The 23087-nt window shown below is 63.1% G+C and carries 24 protein-coding genes; 18 read left to right on the top strand and 6 right to left on the bottom strand.

Annotated features, from left to right (window positions below):
- Positions 1–113: 113 nt before the first annotated feature.
- Complete coding sequence (rdgB, locus tag HNO79_RS02595; RefSeq protein WP_214164637.1) at positions 114–731, bottom strand: RdgB/HAM1 family non-canonical purine NTP pyrophosphatase; 618 nt, start codon at positions 729–731, stop codon at positions 114–116.
- Positions 728–1456 (bottom strand): ribonuclease PH, encoded by a 729-nt coding sequence (rph, locus tag HNO79_RS02590; protein ID WP_010514740.1) that lies wholly within the window; start codon positions 1454–1456, stop codon positions 728–730. Before rph ends, rdgB begins: the two co-directional genes overlap by 4 nt.
- 147 nt (positions 1457–1603) lie before the next feature.
- Between rph and hrcA the strand changes: the two genes are divergently transcribed.
- The 13 genes from hrcA to rimI all read left to right on the top strand — a co-directional run bounded on the left by hrcA (position 1604) and on the right by rimI (position 15230).
- Positions 1604–2683 (top strand): heat-inducible transcriptional repressor HrcA, encoded by a 1080-nt coding sequence (gene hrcA, locus HNO79_RS02585; protein ID WP_082071215.1) that lies wholly within the window; start codon positions 1604–1606, stop codon positions 2681–2683.
- Between the two features lie 116 nt (positions 2684–2799).
- Positions 2800–3687, top strand: a complete 888-nt coding sequence (locus HNO79_RS02580) for an aldo/keto reductase (protein ID WP_048856826.1) — start codon at positions 2800–2802, stop codon at positions 3685–3687.
- Between the two features lie 111 nt (positions 3688–3798).
- Positions 3799–6363, top strand: a complete 2565-nt coding sequence (locus HNO79_RS02575; RefSeq protein WP_200410238.1) for a penicillin-binding protein 1A — start codon at positions 3799–3801, stop codon at positions 6361–6363.
- A gap of 62 nt (positions 6364–6425) precedes the next feature.
- A protein-coding gene (prfB, locus tag HNO79_RS02570) for a peptide chain release factor 2 (protein ID WP_110507082.1) occupies positions 6426–7557 on the top strand; the annotation gives its coding sequence in 2 pieces (ribosomal slippage) (positions 6426–6494 and positions 6496–7557; 1131 coding nt in all).
- 220 nt (positions 7558–7777) lie between these two features.
- Positions 7778–8128, top strand: a complete 351-nt coding sequence (locus HNO79_RS02565) for a hypothetical protein (protein WP_010514746.1) — start codon at positions 7778–7780, stop codon at positions 8126–8128.
- An 88-nt stretch (positions 8129–8216) separates the two neighbouring features.
- Complete coding sequence (locus HNO79_RS02560; RefSeq protein WP_010514747.1) at positions 8217–8987, top strand: MotA/TolQ/ExbB proton channel family protein; 771 nt, start codon at positions 8217–8219, stop codon at positions 8985–8987.
- A 120-nt stretch (positions 8988–9107) separates the two neighbouring features.
- Complete coding sequence (locus HNO79_RS02555; RefSeq protein WP_244987409.1) at positions 9108–10415, top strand: tetratricopeptide repeat protein; 1308 nt, start codon at positions 9108–9110, stop codon at positions 10413–10415.
- Positions 10416–10615: 200 nt separating this feature from the next.
- A complete protein-coding gene (locus HNO79_RS02550; protein ID WP_048857283.1) occupies positions 10616–11389 on the top strand; it encodes a response regulator transcription factor in 774 nt (257 codons plus the stop codon).
- Between the two features lie 105 nt (positions 11390–11494).
- Positions 11495–12784 carry an ATP-binding protein gene (locus HNO79_RS02545; protein WP_232275730.1) on the top strand — a complete coding sequence of 430 codons (1290 nt, stop codon included), beginning with the start codon at positions 11495–11497 and terminating at the stop codon, positions 12782–12784.
- Between the two features lie 116 nt (positions 12785–12900).
- Positions 12901–13464: a NifU family protein gene (locus tag HNO79_RS02540; RefSeq protein WP_010514751.1), complete on the top strand. Its 564-nt coding sequence runs from the start codon at positions 12901–12903 to the stop codon at positions 13462–13464.
- A gap of 33 nt (positions 13465–13497) precedes the next feature.
- Positions 13498–14082 carry a malonic semialdehyde reductase gene (locus HNO79_RS02535; protein WP_010514752.1) on the top strand — a complete coding sequence of 195 codons (585 nt, stop codon included), beginning with the start codon at positions 13498–13500 and terminating at the stop codon, positions 14080–14082.
- Positions 14083–14085: 3 nt separating this feature from the next.
- Complete coding sequence (gene tsaB, locus HNO79_RS02530) at positions 14086–14799, top strand: tRNA (adenosine(37)-N6)-threonylcarbamoyltransferase complex dimerization subunit type 1 TsaB (RefSeq protein WP_214164636.1); 714 nt, start codon at positions 14086–14088, stop codon at positions 14797–14799.
- Positions 14796–15230, top strand: coding sequence for a ribosomal protein S18-alanine N-acetyltransferase (gene rimI / locus HNO79_RS02525; RefSeq protein ID WP_214164635.1), 435 nt, complete (start codon positions 14796–14798; stop codon positions 15228–15230). Before tsaB ends, rimI begins: the two co-directional genes overlap by 4 nt.
- Here rimI and HNO79_RS02520 read toward each other — a convergent pair.
- Positions 15211–15459, bottom strand: coding sequence for a sulfurtransferase TusA family protein (locus HNO79_RS02520; protein ID WP_214164634.1), 249 nt, complete (start codon positions 15457–15459; stop codon positions 15211–15213). The genes rimI and HNO79_RS02520 overlap by 20 nt on opposite strands.
- A 93-nt stretch (positions 15460–15552) precedes the next feature.
- Here HNO79_RS02520 and HNO79_RS02515 point away from each other — a divergent pair, with 93 nt between their 5' ends.
- The 5 genes from HNO79_RS02515 (at position 15553) to HNO79_RS02495 (ending at position 19655) form a co-directional block, all read left to right on the top strand.
- Positions 15553–15957, top strand: coding sequence for a MucR family transcriptional regulator (locus tag HNO79_RS02515; RefSeq protein WP_010514757.1), 405 nt, complete (start codon positions 15553–15555; stop codon positions 15955–15957).
- A gap of 58 nt (positions 15958–16015) precedes the next feature.
- Positions 16016–16507, top strand: a complete 492-nt coding sequence (locus tag HNO79_RS02510; protein WP_200410242.1) for a Fur family transcriptional regulator — start codon at positions 16016–16018, stop codon at positions 16505–16507.
- Complete coding sequence (locus tag HNO79_RS02505; protein WP_010514761.1) at positions 16504–17349, top strand: GNAT family N-acetyltransferase; 846 nt, start codon at positions 16504–16506, stop codon at positions 17347–17349. Before HNO79_RS02510 ends, HNO79_RS02505 begins: the two co-directional genes overlap by 4 nt.
- A gap of 36 nt (positions 17350–17385) precedes the next feature.
- Positions 17386–18936 (top strand): apolipoprotein N-acyltransferase, encoded by a 1551-nt coding sequence (lnt, locus tag HNO79_RS02500; protein WP_214164633.1) that lies wholly within the window; start codon positions 17386–17388, stop codon positions 18934–18936.
- A gap of 266 nt (positions 18937–19202) precedes the next feature.
- Positions 19203–19655 (top strand): helix-turn-helix domain-containing protein, encoded by a 453-nt coding sequence (locus HNO79_RS02495; RefSeq protein WP_214164632.1) that lies wholly within the window; start codon positions 19203–19205, stop codon positions 19653–19655.
- A gap of 8 nt (positions 19656–19663) precedes the next feature.
- Here HNO79_RS02495 and HNO79_RS02490 read toward each other — a convergent pair whose 3' ends face one another.
- The 3 genes from HNO79_RS02490 to sdhA all read right to left on the bottom strand — a co-directional run bounded on the left by HNO79_RS02490 (position 19664) and on the right by sdhA (position 23043).
- Positions 19664–20326 (bottom strand): tyrosine-protein phosphatase, encoded by a 663-nt coding sequence (locus tag HNO79_RS02490; protein WP_214164631.1) that lies wholly within the window; start codon positions 20324–20326, stop codon positions 19664–19666.
- 96 nt (positions 20327–20422) lie between these two features.
- Positions 20423–21205: a succinate dehydrogenase iron-sulfur subunit gene (locus tag HNO79_RS02485; RefSeq protein WP_010509197.1), complete on the bottom strand. Its 783-nt coding sequence runs from the start codon at positions 21203–21205 to the stop codon at positions 20423–20425.
- 26 nt (positions 21206–21231) lie between these two features.
- Positions 21232–23043 (bottom strand): succinate dehydrogenase flavoprotein subunit, encoded by a 1812-nt coding sequence (gene sdhA / locus HNO79_RS02480; RefSeq protein ID WP_010514765.1) that lies wholly within the window; start codon positions 23041–23043, stop codon positions 21232–21234.
- Between the last annotated feature and the right edge of the window lie 44 nt (positions 23044–23087).

Raw genomic sequence — 23087 nt, 5'->3', positions numbered from 1 at the left:
AGGCGGCCTTTTGCATGACGAAAGGGAATAAAAGTTTTTGGGTGCCGCCTTTTTTTTAAAAGGCGGCGTTCTTCGAAGCTTTCTGAAAAAAAGCTTCGTCAGAAACCTGCCCTTTATTCTGTTGTGGGCAGACAGGTATCGCGAAACAACGCGAAAGCCAGCGCGCGGTGGCTTATGGTGTTCTTTTCAACATCACTCATGTCGGCAAAACTGCGGGTGCCGCTGCCGGGGGCGAAGATGGGGTCATAGCCGTGGCCATTTTCGCCATGTGGCGGCCAGATGACATGCCCGTCAATCCGCCTTTCGAAAGTCTCGGTCCGGCCATCGGGCCATGCGATGCACAGGACGGAAATGAACCACGCGCTGCGGTCGGGGTTGTCGCCAATCTGGTCATGGATGCGGCGCATGGCGTCGGGATAATCCTTTTTCGGACCAGCCCAGCGGGCCGAGAAAATGCCGGGACCGCCATTGAGTGCCGCGACGCAGAACCCCGAATCATCGGCCAGCGCGGGCAGGTTGGCTGCCTTTGCTGCCGCAAGGGCCTTGATGGCGGCATTGCCGGCAAAGCTTGTGGCCGTTTCCTCCGGTTCGGGCAGGGACAGGTCGCCTGCCGATACGACACGGATGCCATATCCCGCCAGAAGAGCCGCGAATTCTGCGATCTTGCCCCGGTTATGGGTCGCCAGCACCAGCGTGTCGCCACGGTTCAGACGGGTAGGGAGCGCGTTCATGCCTTCAGTGCCTCTTCCACAATGGCGGTCTGGATACGGAACAGTTCAGCCGTGCCGGTGCGGGCAAGCCGCATGAGGGTGTTGAACTGGGCTTCGGTAAAGGGATCCTTTTCCGCCGTGCCCTGTATTTCCACAATGCCGCCATCGGCGGTCAGGACAAAATTGGCATCGGCGCTGGCGGCGCTGTCCTCCCGGTAATCAAGGTCAAGAACCGGGCCGTCATCCGTCAGCCCGCATGAGATGGCCGCGACCTGCCCCTTGATCGGCAGGGCGGGCAGGGTGCCCGCGCGTACCAGTTTTTCCAGCGCCAGGCGCAGCGCCACCCATGCCCCGGTAATGGCGGCGCAGCGCGTGCCGCCATCGGCGTTCAGCACGTCGCAGTCCACCGTGACCGAGATTTCCCCCAGTGCCTTCAGGTCCACCACCGCGCGCAGCGCGCGGGCGATCAGGCGCTGGATCTCCTGCGTGCGGCCGGTCTGCTTTCCCTTTGCCGCCTCGCGCTGGCCCCGGCTGTGGGTGGCGCGTGGCAGCATGCCGTATTCCGCCGTGACCCAGCCCTGACCCTTGCCACGCAGGAAGGAGGGCACGCGGGTTTCGACCGTGGCGGCGCACAGGACCTCGGTCCCGCCCATGCGGATCAGGGCGGACCCTTCGGCATGGCGGGCGAAACCGGGCTGGATGAAAACGGGACGCAGGGCGTCAATGGCACGGCCGGATGGGCGCATGGGCGTAAAACTCCGCAAGGTGATGGTGCGGCATAGCCTGCAATCCGCCCCTGTTTCCAGTCCCGCGTGGGCATGACGGGACAGGATCTGCTAGGATAAGGACGCGGATGGTCCGCATGGTGAATGGATACGTGCAATACGGGAGGCATGGCGATGGAAACACGACCACTGGTATCACAGCCAGCGCTGCTGTCCGGTCTTGATGCGCGTTCTGCCGCGATTCTGCGTGAGATCGTGGAGCAGTATGTCGAAACGGGTGAGCCGATGGGCTCACGCACCCTGTCGCAGCGCCTGCCGCTGTCACTGTCACCGGCCACGATTCGCAATGTGATGGCGGACCTGACCGATGCGGGGCTGCTGTTTTCGCCGCATACATCGGCGGGACGCCTGCCCACGGAAAAGGGCGTGCGGCTGTTCGTGGATGGCCTGCTGCAGTTTGGCAGCCTGAGCGAGGACGAACGCAAGAGCATCGCGGGCATGCTGGATGTAAAGGGCCGTTCGCTGGAGGACATGCTGGCCAAGGCGTCGTCCATGCTGTCGGGCCTGTCATCCGCGGCGGGGCTGGTCATGGCCCCAAAAAGCGATGGCACCACGATCAAGCATATCGAATTCGTGGCCCTTGGCCCGGGGCGCGCGCTGGTCATTCTGGTCAGTGCGGACGGGCAGGTGGAAAACCGCGTGATCGAGACACCGCCCGGCCTGCCGCCTTCGGCTCTGGTCGAGGCGGGGAATTACCTCAATGCCCACCTGTCGGGCCAGACGCTGGACCGCCTGCGCGAGACGGTCAGCACCGACATGACCGCCAACCGCAACGAACTCGACCACCTGACGGCGGAAGTGGTGGCCAGCGGGCTGGCCACATGGAGCGACGCCGATGAACGCGGCGGTACCCTGTTCATACGCGGGCAGGGCCGCCTGCTGGCCGATGTGACCGAAATCGAGCGCCTGACCACCATCCAGATGCTGTTCGAGCGGCTGGAGACACAAGAAACCATGCTGCGTCTGCTGGATCTTGCGCGTGAATCCGAAGGAGTGCGGATTTTCATTGGGGCCGAAAGCGGGCTGTTCGGCATGGCGGGCATGTCGGTGGTTGTTGCCCCGGCGCGTACGGATTCCAACCGCATCGTGGGGGCGATTGGCGTGATCGGGCCGACGCGCATCAATTACGCCCGCATCATTCCCGTGGTGGACTACACCGCGCGGGTGATCGGCCGCATGCTGGGCTGAACTGCGGCGGTTTCATGCAACCGGACTCGCGGGGGTGGCCTTATGCTGGGCAGACAGCAACCGCACGTCCTGATCACGATGATCCCGGCGTGCCCGCACCATGCAAGGAGAATGGCATGTTTACACCCGATGCAAGGCAGTCCGGATCGTTCATGATTGGAGGCGACCTGGAGGTCACGCGGCTGGGCTTCGGGGCCATGCGCATTACGGGACCGGGCATATGGGGCGAACCCGCCGACCGCGATGCGGCACTCGCCACCCTTCGCCGCCTGCCCGAACTGGGTATCAACTTTGTCGATACGGCGGATGCCTATGGCCCGTTTGTCAGCGAGGATCTGATCCGCGAGGCGCTGCATCCCTACCCGGACACCATCATCGCCACCAAGGGCGGCCATACGCGCCATGGCCCCAATATCTGGAAGCCGGTGGGCAATCCCGATTACCTGCGGCAGTGCGTTCTGATGAGCATGCGCAGGCTGGGCGTCGAGCGCATCGACCTGTGGCAGCTGCACCGTGTGGGAGCCGACTGCACGCCCGAACAGCAGTTCGAGGCCATCGCCGCCATGCGCGCGCAGGGGCTGATCCGTCATGTCGGCCTGTCCGAAGTGACGGTCGAGATGATCGAGCGTGCGCGGCTGTATTTTCCGGTGGCGACCGTCCAGAACCGCTTCAACCTCGTCAATCGTTATTCCGAGGATGTGCTGGATTACTGCACGAAGGAAAACATCGGCTTCATTCCGTGGGCACCGCTGGCGGCAGGCAGCCTGACGAAGGGGGACACGCTGCTGACCCGGCTGGCGGGCGAGAAGGGCGTGCAGCCCGGCCAGATCGCGCTGGCGTGGCTGCTGCGCCGTGCGCCGGTCATGCTGCCCATTCCCGGCACCAGCAACCCCGCGCATGTGGCCGATAACGCCGCCGCCGCCGCGATTGAGCTGAGCGATGAGGAATTCCGGCAGCTTGATAACGACGGCCGCGCGGAATGGGCCCGCCAGAACGGCGCATAAGGCACCAGCACGGCCACGGGGCGGCGGATCGGGGGCGACGGCGGCGCGGGACAATGCTAGACAGGGGACCTCGACACAGAACGGCCCCTTTCTTTCCCTATTGGATACCGGATGACGCTTGCTGACGGATCAGGCCGCGATGGCCGGATTGATGGACCCTCACGCCCCGATGCCGGTGGCCCGCGCCGGCCACGCTACCGCATGGTGCGCTGGCTTGCGGGCAGCACGCTTGCTGTCCTGCTGCTTGGCGGTGGGGCTGCGGGCCTTGTGGCATGGGGGGAATATGAACGCCTGAGCGAAGGCCTGCCCACGGTTGACGGCCTGCGCACCTACCAGCCGCCGGTGATGAGCCGCCTGTATTCCGGCGAAGATCAGGTCATGGCCGAACTGGCGGCGGAACGGCGCATATTCGTGCCCTACAGCGCGATACCCGAGCGCGTGCGCAGCGCCTTCCTTGCGGCCGAGGACCAGAAATTCTTCACCCATGGTGGTGTTGATCCGCTGGCCATCATGCGTGCGGGGCTGACCGACATGATGATGCACGGGACGAAGCACCGTCCCATCGGGGCATCGACCATTACGCAGCAGGTCGCGCGGATCATGCTGCTGGGGTCCAATGCGGTGTCCATCGACCGCAAGATCAAGGAAGCGCTGCTGGCCATGCGGCTGGAGCAGACGCTGAGCAAGGAACAGATCCTTGAGATCTACCTGAACGAAATCTACCTGGGCGAAGGGGCCTACGGCATCGGGGCAGCGGCCCAGACCTATTTCAACAAGCCACTGGACCAGCTGGATAATGCCGAGGCCGCCTTCCTTGGCGCGCTGCCCAAGTCGCCCACCAACTACAACCCCCACCGCTTCGTGCAGGCGGCGACCAACCGGCGCAACTGGGTGCTGGACCGCATGGCGGACCTGAAGGTCATTACGCCCGAAGAGGCGCGTGAGGCCCAGCAGGAACCCCTGGTTCCCGCCAACTTCACCCGTCCCGGGCCGGTTCCCGGTTCCGAATGGTTTGCTGAGGAAGTGCGCCGTGAACTGATCGAACGCTACGGCATCGGCACCACCATGGAAGGGGGGCTGTCGGTTCATACCTCGCTCGATTCCCACCTGCAGCAGGTGGCCACCACCGCCCTGCGTGACGGGTTGCTGCGCTATGACCGTGCGCATGGCGGCTGGCGTGGCGCGTTCACCCATATCGATGCTGCCGACGCGGCAGGGGACTGGGCCAATGCGCTGGCCCGTGTCACGCCGCCCGCCGCCATGCTGGAACAGTGGCGGGTGGCGGTCGTGCTGTCGCCCGCAACCGGGCGCGTGGGCTGGCTGGAGGGGCGTGACCCCGTCATTCCCCATACGGGCGAATTGCTGGCGCGGGACCGCGCATGGATGCGCACCGGCAAGGGGCTGCAGGCAGGTGACGTGGTGCTGGTTGAACCGCAGGCCGATGGCGGCGGCGTGGCCGTGCGACAGGTGCCGCGCGTGGAGGGTGCGCTGGCCACGGTGGATGTGCATACCGGGCGCGTCATGGCCATGGTGGGTGGCTGGTCGTTCAGGGAATCGCAGTTCAACCGCGCGACACAGGCGGCGCGCCAGCCGGGATCGTCGTTCAAGCCCTTCGTCTATCTGGCCGCGATGGAGCAGGGGATCTCGCCATCGCAGAAATTCGATGACTCCCCCGTCAGCTATGGCGAATGGCATCCCAATAACTATGAAAAGGATTTCTGGGGACCAACCACGCTGCATGACGCCCTGCGTGAATCGCGCAACCTCGTCACCATACGCCTTGCCGCCCAGATCGGCATGAAGCCGGTGGCGGACCTTGCCCAGAAACTGGGCCTTGTCCATTCCATGCCGCTGGTGCTGCCCGCCGCCCTTGGCGCGGTGGAAACCACCGTCATGCGTGAAGCCGCCGCCTACGCCACCATTGCCAATGGCGGCCGGCTGGTCACGCCCACCCTGATTGATGACATCAAGGATCGCAACGGCAACGTCATATGGCATCCCGACGGCATTGCGTGGCAGCCCGGTGGCACGCCCGCCGATGGCCCGCAGATGGTCGATACCCGCCCGCAGGTGGTGTCGGCCACATCGGCCAGCCAGATCGTGGCGATGATGCAGGACGTGGTGCGGCGGGGCACCGGCGTGCGCGCGGGGGCGGGCATTGACCGTCCCGTTGCGGGCAAGACCGGCACCAGCCAGGATTTCAATGACGCATGGTTCGCGGGCTTTTCTCCCGATCTGGTGACGGTGGTATGGATCGGGTTCGATACCCCGCAGTCACTGGGCAAGAACGAGACCGGCGGCGTGATCGCGGGTCCGATCTGGAATCAGGTGATGAAGGCGGCGTTCGCCACCCGTCCGCGTCTTGACTTCCGCATACCCGACGGGGTGCAGCTGGCCCGGTATGATACCGGGATGGGCATGGCGATTGACGCCTTCAAGCCCGGGCAGGTGCCCGGCGTGAGCGTGGACCTTGGCGCGGGGTCGGGCATGGCGCTGACGGCGGCGGATACGGGTGCTGAAAACATGCCTGATTCTGAAAATGACATGGGCACCATGCCGGGCAGTCCGGCAGCGGCCAGTGATGGCACGACATCCGCAGGTCACCCCGCAGCGCCGTCCGGCGCGGCCCCGTCCCAGCCTTCCGGGGGTGACATTGGCATGGGCGGCCTGTATTGACGCCCCGTATGCCGGGCCGCGCGCGTGCCCGCATTGTTTACCGTTGAGCGAGGAGCAAGCCCATGTCTGCCGAGACAGAGGCCCTGAACGACCAGATCAAGCAGTCGGTGGCACTGCTGAGGAGGCATCTTTGACTGGGATGTCGCAATCGACCGCCTTGCGGAGCTGAACAACCGGGCCGAAGATCCCGATTTGTGGAATGATTCCGAAGCCGCCCAGAAGCTCATGCGCGAGCGTACGCTGCTGGCCAGCCAGATCGAGGGCGTGCAGCGGCTTGAAGCCGATGTGAATGATACGCTCGAACTGGTGGAACTGGCGGAAATGGAAGGCGATTCGGCTGTCGTGGCCGAAGCGCTGGCCAGCCTGCGCGCCCTGGCGGAGGAAGCCAAGCGGCGCGAGACGGAAAGCCTGCTGTCGGGCGAGGCGGACAGCAATGACTGCTACCTGGAAGTCAACGCCGGCGCAGGCGGGACGGAGGCGCAGGACTGGGCCGAAATGCTGCTGCGCATGTACACCCGCTGGGCCGAACAGCATGGTTACAAGGTGACCATGCTGGAAAGTTCGGAAGGGGAGCAGGCCGGGATCAAGTCCGCCACCATTCAGGTCAGCGGCCCGAATGCCTATGGCTGGCTCAAGACCGAGGCCGGGGTGCATCGCCTCGTCCGGATTTCGCCCTTTGACGCGGCGGCACGGCGGCAGACATCGTTTGCATCCGTGTGGGTCTATCCCGTCGTTGATGATTCGATCGAGATCGAGATCAACGAAGCCGACCTGCGGGTGGATACGTTCCGGGCGTCGGGTGCTGGCGGTCAGCACGTCAACAAGACGGAATCGGCCATCCGCATCACGCACATCCCCACCGGGATCGTGGTGGCGTGCCAGACCGACCGTTCCCAGCACCGTAACCGCGCCACGGCCATGACCATGCTGAAGGCGCGCATGTACGAGCAGGAACTGCAGAAGCGCGAAGCCGCCGCCGCCCAGACCGAGGCGAACAAGACCGACATCGGCTGGGGCCACCAGATCCGGTCCTACGTGCTGGCCCCTTACCAGCTGGTCAAGGATCTGCGCACCAACGTGGAAAAGACCAATCCGGACGCCATCCTTGATGGTGACCTGGATGATTTCATGGCTGCAGCCCTTGCGGCCCGCGTGGGGGCGACCCGGTCGGAAGCCAGCGCGCAGGCGCAGTAATCCGCTACGGCCCGTCCGTATGTGATACCCCGCGGTTTCCGGCCGCGGGGTTTTTTCATGTCGGGACGGGACGCCTTGTTCCGAAACGGAAAAATTGTTCCGTACCTGTTGCATATCATGCTTGACACATACGCCCCGACCACGCCCAATCAGACCCTGGCACTTAATGGCGCGCAGGCCGGGCAGGGATCCCTGCTGGCGGCGTCTGGACAGGAATGGCATGTGGTCTGACGAAGTCATGGGATTGGATTATGCCGCCCGGCAGCGACGGCGGACGCCGTACCTGCGCGTGGTGGGCGTGATCATCGCGGTCCATGTCATTGTCCTGTCGGTGCTGGCCTATGGGTTGCGGCCAAAGGCCAAGCCCATGTTTCCCGAACCCTACCGCCCATTGCCGCCGGTGACGCTGCGGATCATTCCCGAACCGATGCCACCCGTTCCCCCGGCACCACCCCCTGTCCGCCCGGTCATGCTCCAGCCGGAGGTTTTCCCTGTCCCCGCGCCTGTCATTGGTCGCGACAGAAGGGTCCATATGCCGGAAATTGTTCCGAAAACGATACAGGCGGATTGATTTTCAGTTTCCGGACTGGTCAGATAACAGTCATGAAATGTGTTGCAGGCCAGACCCATGGCCCTATTTGTCAGAGGATTTCAGGTAAATGACCCGACAGCATCGTAATCAAGTCATCGCGGCCGCGCTGCTGACCGCATTGCCGGCCCTTGCCTACGCCACGCCCGCGGCTGCTGCCGACTCCAATCCCTATGGCCTGGGTGCGCTGTGGTCGAACGGTGACTTCATTGCCCGTACCGTGCTGATCATCATGGTCGTGATGTCTGTCGGGACCTGGTACATCATGATCACGAAATTCCTTGAACAGGCACGCATGTTCAAGGACGCCAAGGAAGTGAAGGCGAAGTTCTGGCCTGCCCATGACATCAAGGAAGGCGCGGCCCTGCTCGATACCGCATCGCCCTTCCGCTACATCGCTGATACCGGCATCAAGGCCGCCGAACACCACGAAGGCACGATGCAGGAATCCATCGATCTGCATTCCTGGACCACCATGTCCATCCAGCGTTCGGTGGATTTCATCCAGAACCGCCTGCAGGGTGGCCTGGCCTTCCTTGGCACCGTGGGGTCGACTTCCCCGTTCGTGGGTCTGTTCGGGACCGTGTGGGGCATCTATCACGCGCTGACGGCCATTGGCATCGCGGGTCAGGCCTCGATCGACAAGGTTGCCGGTCCGGTTGGTGAATCGCTGATCATGACCGCCATCGGTCTGGGCACCGCCGTGCCTGCGGTTCTGGGCTACAACATGCTGGTCCGTCGCAACAAGGGCGCGCTGGATGAAGTCCGCAACTTCGCCGCTGACGTTCAGTCGATCCTGATGGGCGGCTATCGCCATGAAACGCACGAGCCTGCTGAATAAACCTGCAATCCACGCATGATCTGATTTCACGGCAGGTCATACGGCAGGAATGTCGTGTGGGCTGCCGTGCTGCCATCGGCGGGGGGCGGATTGAATGATGGGCTGCGTGGGTCCATCGTTATGCCCTGGCCGATCAATCGGGCCATGACCCGTTCATGGAAGGATATCCAGTTGAAAAACATCACATCCAAATCTCTGTTCCAGTTGCGCGGGCGTCTGCTGGCCGGGGTCATGATGGCGCTGCCGGTGGCGGGAGTACTGCCCCTGCACGGCGCGCATGCGGCGGACCAGCTGGGGGAAAAGGTCGGCACGGCGCTGCAGAAGGCGCAGACTGAACTTGCCGCCAAGAAATACCCGCAGGCCATGGCCGATGTGGACGCGGCGGATGCCGTGACCGGCAAGTCCGATTTCGAGACCTATACCATTGCGCAGATGCGTGCCGCCGTCGCGGCCCAGTCGGGCAATGTTCCGGCCGCGATTTCAGCGTATGACAAGCTGATCGCATCGCCCCGCACCCCTGCCGCGACCAAGGAACAGATGGCGCTGGCCGAAGGCAGCATGGCCTTCACCGCCAAGGATTATCCTACGGCCATTACGGTCACGGAAAAATACATCAAGGCGGGTGGCAAGAACCCGCAGATGCTGACGATCCTGATTCAGTCCTATTACCTGCAGCATGATTACGCCAACGCCGCCCGCGTGCAGCAGGCGCAGGTCGATGCCGCCATCAAGGCGGGTGGCAAACCCACGGAAAACCAGCTTCAGCTTCTGGCCGCCTGTCAGGCGCAGCTGAAGGATAATGTGGCACTGACCAAGACCTACGTGCTGCTGGCCACCTATTACCCCAAGCCCGATTACTGGGCGCAGGTCGTGCATTCTGTCCTGAGCACCCCGAACATGGCCCCGGGGCTGCGTCTGGATATCGACCGCGTGCGTCTGGAGGCCGGTCTGGTCAAGACCCCGGCCGAATACATGGACATTACCGAACTGGCCATGCAGGCAGGGCTGCCGCAGCTTGCGCTGGATATCATCAACCAGGGCTACAGCTCCGGCGTGCTGGGGCATGACGCCAGCGCCCCGCGTGAGGAAAAGCTTAAGGCGCTGGTAACGCAGGGCGTTGCCGACACCAAGGCGCATCTTGACGCCACCGCCACACAGGCGACCACCGGCAACGCCATGCTGACGGCGGGCTACAACTATGTGCTGTCCGGTCAGGGCGACAAGGGTATCGCGCTGATGAAGCAGGGCATTGCAAAGGGCCCGTCGGATGTGAACATCGCCCGCCTGCACCTTGGCCTGGCGCAGGCCGCGGCAGGGCAGAAGGATGCGGCCATTGCCACGTTCAACAGCGTGGAAGGCACCAATGGCGCGCGTGACATCGCCCAGTTCTGGGTGCTGAAGCTCAACTCGGCTGCCGCCGCGCACTGAGCTCCTTCGAAATAGCGGGACTGATGACCAGCGGGGCGCCGGGTTTCGATCCGGCGCCCCGCCTGCGTTTCGCATCCCGGCATGACTGACATTTTATGATATGAACGATGGTCTTATCCCGACCCGGTGCGTTGGATATGCTGGAGGCCGTCGCATGAATGGCATCATGACTGTCCCTGAACCGAAACATGGCCGAGAGAATGACACAGATACCTGCCACTGATGATCTGCCCGCCCGTATCCTTGTGGTGGAAGATGACCCTGGCATGCGCACCCTGATCGTCCGCGCCCTGCAGGGTGATGGCTACCGCGTGCGTGGTGTGCAGGACGGTCCCGAAATGTGGGACGCGCTGCGTGCGCAGGCTGCTGACCTGATCATCCTTGATGTCATGCTGCCGGGCACCAACGGGCTGGACCTGTGTCGCGGGCTGCGTGCCCAGTCCGAACCGGTGGTGCCGGGGGAGGCGCCGCTGACGGAAGTGCCGGTCATTATCGTTTCGGCGCGCGGTGAGGAGCTTGACCGCGTGCAGGGGCTGGAACTGGGCGCGGATGACTACGTGCCCAAGCCATTTGGCCAGAAGGAACTGCTTGCCCGCGTGCGCGCGGTACTGCGCCGCAGGGGCGGCGGGGTCACGACCCCAAGTGCGGGCCGCCAGCGCAGGGAAACCGTCCGCTTCGCCGGCTGGACGCTGGACCTGCGCCGTCGTGAACTGACGGACCCGTCCGGTACGGCGGTCGAGATTTCGGGGGCGGAGCATGACCTGCTGACCAGCTTCCTTGACAATCCGCAGCGTGTCATCGGCCGTGACCGGCTGCTGGAACTGTCGCGTACCAGGCTGGGGGACGTGTCGGATCGCAGCGTGGATGTGCTGGTCAGCCGCCTGCGGCGCAAGCTGGGGCCGGATTCGGATGGGCTGATCCGTACCGTGCGCGGCATGGGCTATATCTTCACGTCGGAGGTGGAGCGGATCTGACGGGATCAGGCCGTGACCGCGACCCGCCCTCCACAGCCCCCCCGCGCACCGGAACCCGTGGCCAGGCGCATTACGCTATGGCCGCGTGGCTTGGTGGGGCGCGTCATGTTCGTGCTGCTGGCCGCCGTGGCGCTGGTCTTTGTCGGCAGTTCCGTCTTTTATGAAGAAGCCGAGACCTACACCATAGACGACGCCCAGCTGGAACAGGTGGGGGAGCGGCTGGTGATTGATGCCCGCGTGCTGGCCGCCACCCCCACATCGCAGCGCATGGTGCTGGCCGCCATGCTGTCCACCAATGACCTGACGGTTGACTGGCGCACCCCGGCGCAGCAGGGGGTGATGAAGGTGGAACCCCCATCGCTGCGCATGCTGCATGACCGGATGGCGGGGTCGCTTGCGGCATTGCGGGGCGATGCGCTGAACCTGTCGGGCACGATCGCGGCCACGGCGGATGTGCGCGGCACGTTACGCCTGCCCGATGGCAGTTACATGGGGTTCCTTGCCCCCGCCATCCTGCAGCCGCACCATATGCAGCGCGGCATTGTCTCGGCGGCGATTCTGGCGGGGGCGGTGCTGCTGGCGGCGGGCATGCTCGTGCGTGCGCTCAGCATGCCGCTGCGTGCGCTGGCGGATGTGGCGGATACGGTCGGGTCAGGCCAGTGGGTGCCGCTGGAAAACAAGGGCCCGCGTGAAGTCCGTTATCTGGCCCGGGCCATCAATGACATGCAGGAACGCATCAACCGCCTGATTGCCGACCGGACCGAGGCACTGGCCGCCGTGTCCCACGACCTGCGCACGCCACTGGCCCGCCTGCGTCTGCGCGCGGGCTTTCTGGAAGACGCGAACGCCCAGAAGGAAATCGAGGCCGACGTTACGGAAATGGAGGCCATGATTGCAGGCGTTCTGGCCTATCTGTCGGGGGAAAAGGACCCCGAACCCGCGCGGTCGGCCAACGTGGCCTCGATCCTGGCGACACGGGTGGATGATGATGCCGATCAGGGGCGCGACGTGACCTATGACGGGCCGGATCAGGCGCAGGCCGTGGTGCGTCCGCTTGCGCTCAAGCGCGTGCTGGGCAACCTGATCGACAATGCGGTGAATTATGGTGGCAACGCCCATGTCAGCCTGACGGTGACGGCGGACGCCCTGTGCATCCGGGTGGAGGATAACGGCCCCGGCCTGCCCGATGCCGAAATCGGGCGCGTGACGACACCCTTCTACCGTGTGGAAGGGTCGCGTTCTCGCAGTACCGGCGGGCTGGGCCTGGGGCTTGCGATCGTCAGTCGCGAAGTGGCGCGCGACGGGGGGCGCTTCCACCTGTACAACCGCCCGCAGGGGGGGCTGTGCGCGGAAATTGTCCTGCCACGCAATGCTGTGATACGTCCCGGCAGCTAAAAGCGGGCCGGGCCCTGTCGTGTGGGGTTGGATTTACGCGCGCGTCGATCATATAACAGGACTTGGGAAGTACGTTTGCATGTCCCGCTTTCCCGTCATGTCTGGAAGACCGAGCAATGTTCATCGAAACAGAAGATACCCCCAATCCCGCAACGCTGAAGTTCCTGCCGGGGCGCGAGATCATGGCCAACGGGGCTACGGCTGACTTCATCAGCCCCGATTCCGTGGCCGGGCGGTCGCGCCTTGCGGAAATTCTGTTCGACCTTGACGGCGTGGCCCGCGTCTTTTTCGGAAATGACTTCGTTGCCGTGACCCGTAGCGATGCAACACAGTGGGATGACCTGCGTCCGCAGGTGCTGTCCGTGCTGGCTGATTACCTGGCCACAGGGCAGGCCGTGGTCGAAAGCGACGCGCAGGTGGTCGAGGATCTGATCGCGCCGGGGGATGAGGAAATCGTGCAGCAGATCAAGGAACTGCTTGATACCCGCGTGCGCCCCGCCGTTGCGGGTGATGGCGGTGACATTGTATTCCGGGGGTATCGTGACGGGGTGGTGCGGCTGACCATGCAGGGTGCGTGTTCGGGGTGCCCGTCGTCGCGTGCGACGCTCAAGCACGGGGTGGAGAACATGCTGCGCCATTATGTGCCGGAAGTGGTATCGGTAGAGCAGGTAGAGGCCTGATCGGCAGGCCTGCGCGTAGTCTGGGAATGTTTCATGGCGCTTGATGACGCTGGGCTTGATCTTCTGTTTCGTACCGCACGCACGCCGGTGGCGTGGAATGACCGACCCGTGGGGCAGGATACGCTGCGGCAGCTGTACGATCTGGTCCGCCTTGGCCCGACATCGGGTAACTGCTGCCCCGGGCGTTTCGTGTTCATTACGACCGAAAGCTGCCGCGAACGCCTGCGTCCCGCGCTGTCGGCGGGAAACGTGCAGCGCGTGATGACCGCCCCGGTCACCGTGATCGTGGCGCATGACCCACTGTTCTTTGACCGCATGGATACGCTTAATTCCGCCCCGGATGTGCGGCAGTGGTTTGCAGCCGATGTGGGACTGGCGGAAGAAACGGCCTTTCGCAATGGCACGTTGCAGGGCGCGTACCTGATCATGGCCGCGCGGGCGCTTGGCCTGTCGGTGCTGCCGCTGTCGGGGTTCGATGGCGCGATGGTGGAAGACAGCTTTCTGGCGCAGAAGGGCTGGCAGGCCAATTTCCTTGTCTGTCTGGGTTATACGGATGGACCGCCACCCACGCCCCGTGCCCCGCGCCCGGATTTCGATGATGCCTGTGTGATTGTATAGGTCATGCGGATTCTGGTGATGGACGGCAGCGCCACCGGGACGCAGGCGCGTGCCGTGATTGCCTGCCTTGTGCTGGGTGATGATGGTGTCCTGTCTGTCCTTGCGACGCGTGAGGCAACCGGACGTGGCGCGGCGGAACAGTTTCCCCTGCTGGCGACCGAACTGTTCGCGCAGTGCGGCTGGACCCATGTCATGCCCGAACTGGTTGGCGTGGTCGTCGGACCGGGATCGTTCACGGGACTGCGGGCCTCGCTGGCCTTTGCCCATGGGCTTGCTGCGGGCAGTGGCTGTGCCGTCATGGGCATGACCGGGGGGGAAGCCATGGCCGACGCCCTGCGTCATCTGGCCCGGCAACAGGCGGCGCGTCCGGTGTGCTGCACCGTTGCACGACGGGGACGGGTCTTTGTCGAAATGCTGGCGGATGGGGATGGGGCGGGAAACGTGTCCGCCCATATGCTCGATATGCTTGAACTGCCGCCCGGTCCCTTGCTGCTGGCGGGAAATGCGGCGGAAGATGTGGCGCAGGCATTGTCATGGCGCATGGATGTGCGGACATGCAACCTGATGCAGCCTGACCCCGTGGGCATTGCTACGGTAGCCCTGCGTCGTTTCCGTGGCCATCTGCCGCCCCGTGCGGCCCAGCCGCTTTATGTCGATGCGCCGGAGGCCAAACTGCCTGCGGCTGGCCTGCGGCCCGCCCCCACCGATACGCCATGACCCTGTCCCCCCGGCCCGCCAGCGCGCGGGCCACGTTGCTGGCCCATATCCATGCGCGGGCGTTCCCCCCTACTCACCGGTGGGATGCGCAGGCCATGCAGGCCCTGCTGGACATGCCGGGTGTTTCTGTCGTGATGGCGGAAGGGGACACTCCTGCCTTCATCATGGTCCGCACCGTGTTTGATGAAGCCGAGATCCTGACCTTTGCCGTGGACCCGGCATGGCAGCGGCGCGGTATCGGGCGCGATTTGCTGGCGCGCTGTATGCGGCAGGCGGGCCAGGCAGGCGCGCGGACCCTGTTTCTGGAAGTGGCGCGCGATAATGCTCCCGCCATGGCACTGTACCGCACGAGTGGATTCGTGCAGGCGGGTGTACGGCGCAATTATTACCCCGATGGGATGGATGCCTGCGTCATGCAGCGGGAGATTTGAGGACGGTCAGCCGGTGTGTCATGCCATCTGTTTCTGTCTGTATTTCTTCTACAACATGACCAAGCAGCTTCAGGCTGCGTAAAACATTGTCCAGCGGGGTGGTGCCGCGCAGTCGGACAAGCAGTTTTCCCCCGGCAGGAAGTCTGTCAAGTGCCAACCTGGTACGCACGAAAGTCATCGGGCATACTTCATGGGTGATATCTATTTCTGCCATATCAATATCAGACATATTACCACGAAACCTTTGTTGTTACCTGTTGCGATCCGTCTGGAATTATTTATATAGGGTACATCATTATTCCAGAGCGACAGGATCAGATTAATGGCCGATGCAGCGGCAGAAGTGGAAGTACGGGAACTGGCCGCCGAAATCGTTTCGGCATACGTATCCCGCAATGAACTTGACGCGGATACCCTTCCCGATCTGATTCACCGGGTTTATGAAGCCGTGGCCTCCCTCGGGCGTGCGGAACCCGTGCCTGAGAAGCCGGTGCCCGCTGTCCCCCTCAAGAAATCGGTTTTCCCCGATTACATCGTCTGCCTTGAGGACGGAAAGAAGCTCAAGATGCTCAAGCGTCACCTCAAGACTGCTTATAACATGACGCCTGATGAATACCGTGAACGCTGGGGTCTGCCCCATGATTACCCCATGGTGGCGCCCAACTATGCCAGCCATCGGTCGTCGCTTGCACGCAAGATCGGCCTTGGCACCAAACGTGAGGACTGAGCCACACGGAGTGTGGTAGTGTGGACAGGTATCTGCATGATCGGCTACGCCCGTAAACATGGCACCAGACAGTAACGGACTACAGACCCGCATTGAACGCATGTGCACCGAACGCGGCCTGAAAATGACAGGCCAGCGACGGGTGATCGCGCGTGTCCTGTCCGAAGCCCATGACCACCCGGATGTGGAAGAGCTATATCGTCGCGCCTCCCAGCTGGACGGGCGTATTTCGGTTGCCACGGTGTATCGCACCGTGCGCCTGCTGGAAGAAAACGGCATTCTCGAACGTCGTGACTTTGGCGGTGGCCGGGCCCGTTACGAAGCGACGGAAGAAGGCGACCACTACCACCTCATCGATGTGGAAAGCGGACAGGTGGTGGAATTCACCCATGCCGACCATGCCGAGCTGTTGCGCAGGATTACGGCCGAACTCGGGTTCGAACTGGTCTCGCACCGACTGGAACTGTTTGCGCGCAAGCTGCCCGACGTGGCAGAAGAACAGACGGGCCAGATGGCGCAAACGCAGCGGAAAGGCAGGTCACGGCCTTGAGTATCGAGAAAACCATACAGTCCCTTTCTACCCTGGACCTGGAACGCAACGGTTTTCCTGAATTGCGGGGGGGAAACCTTGGCGTCCGGATCGCCACGACGGACGAGGAACGCGACGCCGCCCAGGCGCTGCGGTACCGGGTGTTCTATGAGGAAATGGGGGCCAGACCCGATTCCCGTACCGAGCGCCTGAAGCGGGATATTGATGAATTCGATGAATATGCCGATCACCTTCTGGTGATCGATCATGCCATTTCATCGGGTGCCAGGGGCGTGGTCGGTACCTACCGGCTGATGCAGGGGGATGCTGCCCGGAAGCTGGGCAAATTCTATACCTCCAGCGAATACGACATTTCGCCCCTGACCGAATTTCCCGGTCGCCTTCTGGAAGTGGGCCGGTCGTGCGTGGATATGAACTATCGCGGTCGCGCGGCCATGCAGCTGTTGTGGCGTGGCATTGCGTCCTACATTTTCCTGCACCGGATTGATGTGCTGTTCGGTTGCGCCAGCCTGCCGGGCACCGATCCCGATGCGCTGTCGGATGAACTGACCTACCTGTACCACAATCACCTTGCCCCGCCCGCGCTGCGGGTGCGCGCCCTGCCTGAACGCAGGGTGGAAATGCTGCGTGCGGACCCGCAGTTGCTGGACCACCGGCGGTCGCTGGCGCGCCTGCCGCCCCTGATAAAGGGCTACCTGCGGCTGGGTGGGTATGTGGGCGATGGTGCCGTGATTGATGAACAGTTCAACACCACCGATGTCGCGGTACTGGTCAAGAGCGAACTGCTGGCTGATAAGTATTACCGCCATTACGAACGTCGCCTGCGTGACGCGCTGGACTGACCCCGCAATCCACAGGGGGGCGGGTCGCGACGCTCCATGATGTTCCTGTACACGCTGTATATGAAGCTTGCGCGCCTGCACGGGTGGCGGGCCGATCTGGCCATGCTGCTGGCGGGTGGGGTGTATGCCCTTGCGTTTCCGCCGTTGCATGCGGTGGTGGTCCTGCCGGTCGCCTTCTGCCTGCTGGCGCTGGCGATCGATCACGCGGCCGACTGGCGTGGGGCCGCGCGGCGTGGCTTCATGTTCGCGATGGGGTTTCATACCATCGGCCTGTACTGGCTCATGTATGCCATCCTGCTGCGCGCGGATGATTTCTGGTGGCTGGTGCCGCTGGCATCGCCCGGCTGCGCGGTGATCCTTGCCCCGCTCAGTGCGCTCTCCGCCGGGTTGAGCCGCCTTGTGCCGCGTGGCACGGGCCGTCTGCTGGTCCTGTCCGCCCTGTGGACGGTGACGGATATGGCACGGGTGTACGTGTTCAGCGGTTTTCCATGGAACCCGCCGGGCAGCGTATGGGAATTCCCCGGTCTTGCCGGCGATATCATGATCCAGCCTGCCGCATGGATCGGGGTGGACGGACTGACCCTGCTGACCTGTATCGTGGCGCTGGCCCCGCTATATGGTCGTGCTGGCCGCCGGGCCTGTCTCGCGCTGATGGTGGTGTGGATTGGCTGTGGCGTGGCACGCTTCAGCAGCATCCATGACACCTATCTCCATAATCCCGAAGTCGTGCTGGTGCAGGGTAACGTGCCCGAGACGGACAAGATCGCGGGCAATTCGGACGTGGCGATTTTCCGTCGTTACCTTGCCCTGACCCATCAGGGGGTGGTGCAGGGCCTGCAGCAGGCGGCGGGTACGCGCCCCGTTGTGTTCGCATGGCCGGAATCGGCATTTCCGGGCCTGCTGCTGGAGGATGATATTGCGCGCCCCATGATCATGCGGGCAGGGCAGGGGGCTGCAGCCGGCATTATTGGTAGCGTGCGCTGGCTGGAGGATGATCACCACTGGCGCAACAGCATGGTGGCCCTGATGCCGCCCGACGGCGCGGGGTCCATGGTGTATGACAAGGCGCATCTGGTTCCCTTTGGAGAGTACCAACCCGCCTTCCTGCCCTTCCATGTTGTGCCGGGTGAGGGCATGACCCCAGGCCCCGGTGTGCGGACGTGGCATCTGCCCGGTATTGCGCCGGTGGGACCGCTGATCTGTTACGAAGTGATTTTTTCAGGTCAGGTGACAGCCCCGCATGACCGGCCCGACTGGCTTATGAACAGCACCAACGACGCCTGGTATGGCAACAGCGCCGGGCCCCGCCAGCATCTGGCCGCCGTGCGTATCCGTGCGGTGGAGGAAGGGCTGCCGGTTACCCGTGCCGCCAATACCGGCATCTCGGCCGTGTTTGACGGGCGGGGACATGAACTGGCGCGGCTGGGCTGGGACCGTCAGGGTGTGCTGGTGCATGCCGTGCCCGATGCCCTGCCGCTGACCGTTTTCGGGCGGTACGGGCGTCTGGTGCCGTTGCTGCTGGCTGTTTTACTGGGGCTGTGCGGCGTGTGGTACGCAGGTCGACAGGGTAAAGCCGTTTTGTCATAACGGTTTTCCGCCATTTTTTTGATCTTATTTAATGCATTTAAAATGCATGAATATTTTCCTAATTCCCTGCTCGCCGTGCGGGGACAGGTTATTTATGTAATGCTTTGGTCCGGTACTCTGGAAATTCGGGTCAATAACGGATTTATTGTAGCTGTAGTTGATTTAAAAAATCTTAACGCCCACCGTGAATGGCTGGCGTATTTTAATTTCCAGCCGGTCTGGAGATAGCAGGTAGGGAAGGTAAGACCATTATTGTGACGGGGAAAATGTCCGCTACGTCCAATCCGGTAGATGTCCATGTCGGGAACCGTATCCGCCTGCGTCGTACACTGCTGGGTATGTCACAGGAACGGTTGGGGAATGCCTTGGGTCTGACATTCCAGCAGGTGCAGAACTACGAACGCGGGCGTAACCGCGTGGGTGCGTCGCGTCTGTATGATCTGTCGTGCGTGCTGGATGTACCGGTCGGATTTTTTTTCGCGGGCCTGCCTGCGCATGTCGATACGACGGACCGGCCCGTAACAGACACTGTCGATGGCATGGCCGAGCCCGAGGCCCCTACACTGTCATCCGCGCTGCCCACGGTGGCGCAGGATGACCTTGCCCTGCTTTCGCGTCGTGAAACCATTGAACTGGTGCGCGCATATTACGGGATCGAGGACAGTGGCACCCGTCGCCGCGTGCTGGACCTTGTCCGCTCCATGGGGGCATCGTCGTAGCGGGCGGGCTATTCCCGCCTGAGTACCTGATCGGTCATGAATGATGCGATTTTCCCGGCGCGGAAATCCGCGCGCAGGCGGTCTTCGTCATATTCCGTGCGCACCCAGTCCATGAAGGGGAGGCGGCCTTCCGCCTCGGCCGCGTAACGCAGGAAGAAGGCATCAAGCACGCCAGTGCGTGAACTGTTGAAATGTCCGTTCTTCCATGAAAGCTGGCGCAGCGCCTGTTGCGCCGTCCCCCCTTCGAACAGGATGACAAGCCCCGCGGCCAGTCCCGTGCGGTCGGCACCCGACTTGCAGTGCATGAGCATGGGAAAGCGGATGTCGCGGTAAATCCGCTCAAACCGTTCAATGCGGTCCCTGTGGGGGGCATTGCGGCTTTCGAACGCCATGTCGATATGGGTCAGCCCGATCTTGTGGGCGGCTTCGCGTGACAGGGCATCGGACCCGCACTGACGGTGCCCGCGCAGGTTGACCAGCGTTTTCAGCCCGTAGCGACGGGTGGCCAGCCGCAGCCGCCACGGCGTGGGATGGTTGCAGCGATAGACATGGCCGGGAATGACCACGCGGAAGTTGGTCCATGTCTGCCGCAGGATTGCATGGTCAACGAACAGGCTGTCGATCCAGGCACGGCTTCGGCCGGCGGGGGTGGACAGGTTTCCCTCAAACACCAGCCTTGTCCTTTCAAACGGGTGGAGACGAAAAAGGCGCTGGATTTTTCACATCCAGCGCCTTCTGCGTCAATCACGAATGAAAGTGACCGGCTGTTACGCCTTGCGTTCCAGCTGCAGTTCCTTGATCCGGCCAATCGCCTTGGCGGGGTTCAGGCCCTTGGGGCAGGTCTGGGTGCAGTTCATGATCGTGCGGCAGGCATACAGCTTCAGCGGATCTTCCAGTGCATCCAGACGGTCGCCCGCATGTTCGTCCCGGCTGTCGGCAATCCAGCGATAGGCCGCCAGCAGCGTTGCCGGACCAAGGTAGCGGTCGCCATTCCACCAGTAGGACGGACACGACGTGGAGCAGCAGAAGCACAGGATGCACTCCCACATGCCATCCAGCTCGGCACGTTCCTCGATGCTCTGGCGGCGTTCGGAATCCGGTGGCGGCAGCGTGTCGGATTTCAGCCACGGATCAATCGAGCGCAGCTGGGCATACGCACCATCCAGGTCGGGCACCAGATCCTTGATGACCGGCATGTGCGGCAGCGGATAGATCGCGATGTCACCCTCGATATCCCGGATGGGCTTGAGGCACGCCAGCGTGTTCTCGCCAGCGATGTTCATCGCGCATGACCCGCAGATCCCTTCACGGCATGAACGCCGGAAGGTCAGGGTGGAGTCGACATCGTTCTTGATATGGATAAGCGCGTCGAGCACCATCGGCCCGATCTTGTCCAGATCAATTTCGTAGGTATCGACCACGGGGTTCTTGTCATCGTCCGGGCTCCAGCGATAGATCCGGAAGTTCTTGACATTGGTGGCGCCGGGGGCGGCGGTGAAAATGCGGCCCTTGCCCACCGTGCTGTTCTTTGGCAGCCTGAATTCGACCATCGTCTCGTTCCTTTTCCGCCGTTACGTCAGTAGACGCGCTTCTTGGGGGGGAAGACCTGCACATCGTTGGTCAGCGTTTTCATGTGCACGGGGCGGTAGCTTAGCGTGACATCGCCCTTGTCGGTCATGTGGGCGACGGTGTGCTTCATCCAGTTCTTGTCGTCACGGTCGGGATAGTCGTCATGCGCCTGCGCGCCACGGCTTTCGTGACGTGCGTCGGCACCCGCCATGGTGACGGTGGCGTTGGCCAGCAGGTTCTCGAACTCCAGCGCTTCCATAAGGTCGCTGTTCCAGATCAGCGAACGGTCGTTGATCGAGATATCGGGAATTTCCGACCAGATTTCCTTGATCTTCTCCACACCCTGCGCAAGGCTTTCGGTGTTACGGAACACGGCGGCATGCTTCTGCATGGTGCGCTGCAGCTTGCTGCGCATGTCGGCCACATGGGTCTTGCCCTTGGCGTAGCGCAGGCGGTCGAAGCGCGCGATTGCGGCATCACCGGCCCCTTCGGGCAGTGGCGGGATGACTTCCTCGCTCTTGATGGTAGCGGCGGCGCGCTGGGCGGCGGCACGGCCAAACACCACAAGGTCAAGCAGCGAGTTGGTGCCAAGGCGGTTCGCGCCATGCACGGACACGCACGCCGCTTCACCCACCGCCATAAGGCCGGGCACCACCGCATCGACATCATCAGCCGTGGGGCGGATGACCTCGCCATGGTAGTTGGTGGGGATGCCGCCCATGTTGTAATGCACTGTCGGCAGCACCGGCACGGGTTCCTTGGTCACGTCGATCCCGGCAAAGATGCGCGCCGTTTCCGAAATGCCGGGCAGGCGTTCATGCAGGATCTCGGGACCAAGATGCTCGAGGTGCAGCATGATGTAGTTCTTTTCCGGACCACAGCCGCGACCTTCGTTGATTTCGATGGTCATGGCGCGCGAGACCACGTCACGCGAAGCCAGATCCTTGGCGGTCGGCGCGTAGCGTTCCATGAAGCGCTCGCCTTCGGAATTGGTCAGGTAGCCGCCTTCGCCACGGCAGCCTTCCGTCAGCAGGCAGCCCGCGGGGAAGATGCCGGTGGGGTGGAACTGCACGAATTCCATGTCCTGCATCGGGATACCGGCGCGGATCGCCATGCCGCCACCATCACCCGTGCAGGTATGGGCGGAGGTGCATGAATGGTACGCACGGCCATAGCCGCCGGTCGCCAGCACGACTTTCTGCGCGCGGAAGCGGTGCAGTGTGCCGTCTTCCAGGCACCATGCCATGACACCACGGCAGGCACCGTCGTCATCCATGATCAGGTCGATGGCGAAGTATTCGACAAAGAATTCGACGTTATGCTTCAGGCACTGCTGGTACAGCGTGTGCAGGATGGCATGGCCCGTCCGGTCGGCGGCGGCGCAGGCGCGGGGCACCGGGGCCTCGCCATAGTTGCGCATGTGCCCGCCAAAGGGGCGCTGGTAGATCTTGCCATCTTCCGTGCGGGAAAAGGGCACACCCATGTGTTCCAGTTCCTGCACGGCGGGCACCGCCTCGCGGCACATGTATTCGATGGCGTCCTGGTCACCCAGCCAGTCCGATCCCTTGACGGTATCGTACATGTGCCAGCGCCAGTTATCCTCGGCCATGTTGCCAAGCGATGCGCCAATGCCGCCCTGTGCTGCGACGGTATGGCTGCGTGTGGGGAAAACCTTGGTCACGCAGGCAGTCTTGAGGCCAGCGGCCCCCATGCCCAGCGTGGCCCGGAGGCCGGAGCCACCAGCGCCTACGACAACCACGTCATATGCGTGGTCAACGATCCTGTAGGAGCCGGTGAGTGGTGAAGTGGTCGCGTTCATTTCTTGGACGTGTCCCGATGCTCGTTCGGACGGCCGGCCAGTAT

Source organism: Komagataeibacter oboediens (genome assembly GCF_018491655.1).
Classification (GTDB): Bacteria; Pseudomonadota; Alphaproteobacteria; order Acetobacterales; family Acetobacteraceae; genus Komagataeibacter; species Komagataeibacter oboediens.
Note: the sequence above shows the minus strand (reverse complement) of the source record. Positions and strands in the feature narration are given on the sequence as shown.

Coding starts and splice junctions, on each gene's coding strand:
- rdgB (WP_214164637.1), bottom strand. CDS start 731: ATGAACGCGCTCCCTACCCGTCTGAACCGTGGCGACACGCTGGTGCTG.
- rph (WP_010514740.1), bottom strand. CDS start 1,456: ATGCGCCCATCCGGCCGTGCCATTGACGCCCTGCGTCCCGTTTTCATC.
- hrcA (WP_082071215.1), top strand. CDS start 1,604: ATGGCGATGGAAACACGACCACTGGTATCACAGCCAGCGCTGCTGTCC.
- HNO79_RS02580 (WP_048856826.1), top strand. CDS start 2,800: ATGTTTACACCCGATGCAAGGCAGTCCGGATCGTTCATGATTGGAGGC.
- HNO79_RS02575 (WP_200410238.1), top strand. CDS start 3,799: ATGACGCTTGCTGACGGATCAGGCCGCGATGGCCGGATTGATGGACCC.
- HNO79_RS02565 (WP_010514746.1), top strand. CDS start 7,778: ATGTGGTCTGACGAAGTCATGGGATTGGATTATGCCGCCCGGCAGCGA.
- HNO79_RS02560 (WP_010514747.1), top strand. CDS start 8,217: ATGACCCGACAGCATCGTAATCAAGTCATCGCGGCCGCGCTGCTGACC.
- HNO79_RS02555 (WP_244987409.1), top strand. CDS start 9,108: ATGCCCTGGCCGATCAATCGGGCCATGACCCGTTCATGGAAGGATATC.
- HNO79_RS02550 (WP_048857283.1), top strand. CDS start 10,616: ATGACACAGATACCTGCCACTGATGATCTGCCCGCCCGTATCCTTGTG.
- HNO79_RS02545 (WP_232275730.1), top strand. CDS start 11,495: ATGTTCGTGCTGCTGGCCGCCGTGGCGCTGGTCTTTGTCGGCAGTTCC.
- HNO79_RS02540 (WP_010514751.1), top strand. CDS start 12,901: ATGTTCATCGAAACAGAAGATACCCCCAATCCCGCAACGCTGAAGTTC.
- HNO79_RS02535 (WP_010514752.1), top strand. CDS start 13,498: ATGGCGCTTGATGACGCTGGGCTTGATCTTCTGTTTCGTACCGCACGC.
- tsaB (WP_214164636.1), top strand. CDS start 14,086: ATGCGGATTCTGGTGATGGACGGCAGCGCCACCGGGACGCAGGCGCGT.
- rimI (WP_214164635.1), top strand. CDS start 14,796: ATGACCCTGTCCCCCCGGCCCGCCAGCGCGCGGGCCACGTTGCTGGCC.
- HNO79_RS02520 (WP_214164634.1), bottom strand. CDS start 15,459: ATGTCTGATATTGATATGGCAGAAATAGATATCACCCATGAAGTATGC.
- HNO79_RS02515 (WP_010514757.1), top strand. CDS start 15,553: ATGGCCGATGCAGCGGCAGAAGTGGAAGTACGGGAACTGGCCGCCGAA.
- HNO79_RS02510 (WP_200410242.1), top strand. CDS start 16,016: ATGGCACCAGACAGTAACGGACTACAGACCCGCATTGAACGCATGTGC.
- lnt (WP_214164633.1), top strand. CDS start 17,386: ATGATGTTCCTGTACACGCTGTATATGAAGCTTGCGCGCCTGCACGGG.
- HNO79_RS02495 (WP_214164632.1), top strand. CDS start 19,203: ATGTCCGCTACGTCCAATCCGGTAGATGTCCATGTCGGGAACCGTATC.
- HNO79_RS02485 (WP_010509197.1), bottom strand. CDS start 21,205: ATGGTCGAATTCAGGCTGCCAAAGAACAGCACGGTGGGCAAGGGCCGC.
- sdhA (WP_010514765.1), bottom strand. CDS start 23,043: ATGAACGCGACCACTTCACCACTCACCGGCTCCTACAGGATCGTTGAC.